Raw genomic sequence first — 1278 nt, 5'->3', positions numbered from 1 at the left:
GTCCTAACAGCATTCTTGTTGAAGGCGAAGGCGAAGCAACGACAGTTAACTTCGACAACGCAATCATTGCTGCGGGTTCTCGCCCAATCAAACTTCCGTTCATCCCACATGAAGACCCACGTATTTGGGACTCTACGGATGCACTAGAGCTAAACGAAGTGCCAGAAAAACTGCTTATCATGGGCGGTGGTATCATCGGTCTTGAGATGGGTACGGTTTACCACTCTCTAGGTTCTAAAGTTGAAGTTGTTGAGATGTTCGATCAAGTTATCCCTGCTGCGGATAAAGACATCGTTAAAGTATTCACTAAGCGCATTAAAGATAAGTTCAAGCTAATGCTTGAAACTAAAGTGACAGCGGTTGAAGCGAAAGAAGACGGTATCTACGTTTCAATGGAAGGCAAGAAAGCACCAGCAGAAGCTGAGCGCTACGATGCTGTTCTTGTTGCTATCGGTCGTGTTCCAAACGGTGCACTTATCGACGCTGAAAAAGCGGGTATCGAAGTTGATGAGCGCGGTTTCATCAACGTTGATAAGCAAATGCGTACTAACGTTCCTCACATCCACGCGATCGGTGATGTTGTTGGTCAACCAATGCTTGCTCACAAAGGTGTGCATGAAGGTCACGTAGCTGCTGAAGTTATCTCTGGTAAGAAGCACTACTTCGATCCTAAAGTAATTCCATCAATTGCGTACACTGAGCCAGAAGTAGCTTGGGTAGGTAAGACTGAGAAAGAAGCGAAAGCGGAAGGCCTGAACTACGAAGTTGCTACTTTCCCTTGGGCTGCTTCTGGTCGTGCAATCGCTTCAGACTGTGCTGACGGTATGACTAAGATGATCTTCGATAAAGAGACTCATCGTGTAATCGGTGGTGCTGTTGTTGGTACTAACGGTGGTGAACTTCTTGGCGAAATCGGCCTAGCAATCGAAATGGGTTGCGATGCAGAAGATATCGCACTGACTATCCACGCTCACCCAACTCTACACGAGTCTGTTGGTCTTGCTGCGGAAGTATTCGAAGGTTCAATCACTGACCTTCCAAATAAGAAAGCAGTGAAAAAGAAGAAGTAATTCTTTTTTTAGCCACTCGCTAATGTTTTTAAAAGCCGCTGATTCGTCAGCGGCTTTTTAATGTCTGAAGAAAAGATGGTCGTCATGCTTGTAAGAGATCCCCAACTCGCTCGTCCCTCGCTCTTGAGGATGACGACTTTTTAAAGTCAGGTTCTACATCATGAGCTGATTGGATAATGTGGCTATCTTCGTCATTCCCTAGACTGAC

The 1278-nt window shown here is 45.8% G+C and carries 1 protein-coding gene; it reads left to right on the top strand.

Annotation, left to right across the window (positions count from 1 at the left end):
* Positions 1–1070, top strand: a 1070-nt coding sequence (locus AB4496_RS20210; RefSeq protein ID WP_372131749.1) for an NAD(P)/FAD-dependent oxidoreductase, incomplete at its 5' end; no start/stop codon positions are given.
* Positions 1071–1278 lie beyond the last annotated feature (208 nt).

The organism is Vibrio sp. 10N.222.46.A1, assembly GCF_041473595.1.
GTDB classification, from domain to species: domain Bacteria; phylum Pseudomonadota; class Gammaproteobacteria; order Enterobacterales; family Vibrionaceae; genus Vibrio; species Vibrio tasmaniensis_A.
Note: the sequence above shows the minus strand (reverse complement) of the source record. Positions and strands in the feature narration are given on the sequence as shown.